Source organism: Secundilactobacillus angelensis (genome assembly GCF_012641075.1).
Lineage (GTDB): Bacteria > Bacillota > Bacilli > Lactobacillales > Lactobacillaceae > Secundilactobacillus > Secundilactobacillus angelensis.
On the sequence record NZ_JAAXLJ010000065.1, the window covers coordinates 1 to 674 of the forward strand.

Here is a 674-nt window from a genome sequence, read left to right on the forward strand (position 1 = left end):
CAGTTGAAACCATCTGAACGATATGAAAACGATCCACAACTATTTTCGCATTTGGAAACAGACGTGGGACTAGATTGATGTACCCAGCGTTTAAGTCTAAGGAAACGGTCTTTACTTGTTGACGAACCTGAAGTGAGAAACGCTCAAAATATTTCGTTATTTGATAAGAGGTACGCGATGGCAGAATAGAGCCGATTTCGGGATGATCACTGTCTCCCCAGATGAAGTTCATCTTATTGGTCGCCTTAAATTCATCAAAAGCCAGGTGTTCTGGCAGCCAGGTTGTTTGATGGTAATTGTGAAGTTCAGCTTCTTCATCAATAATGCGTTGAACGGTTTTATCAGAGGTGTGATAACGTTGACTGATATCAGTGAGAGAACGGTTTGAGAGTGCATCAAATAGAACCAATTGGCGGACTGGTTCACTAACGACACAATGCGGACGGACGTAGTCGGTCCGATTTTGAAAGATGGCAGTGCAGTGCTTACAGCGAAATCGTTGGCAGCTAAGTTTTAAATAAGTTGGTCGGTAGCTAAAACTCGGAACGATGATACGTTCCTGATCAAACCCATAGCGGACGATCCGGTCACTAAAGCCACACTGAGGACAGCGTTCTGGAAGGACGCTTAACTTGGCATAATAAACTAGCGATGTAACACCTTGGATTGGTTCA

General features: G+C 43.8%; 1 protein-coding gene. It reads right to left on the reverse strand.

All coding sequences use genetic code 11. The features are described from left to right. Nucleotides 1-674: transposase (locus tag HC026_RS12370; RefSeq protein ID WP_168926203.1), on the reverse strand; the 674-nt coding region annotated here is incomplete at both ends.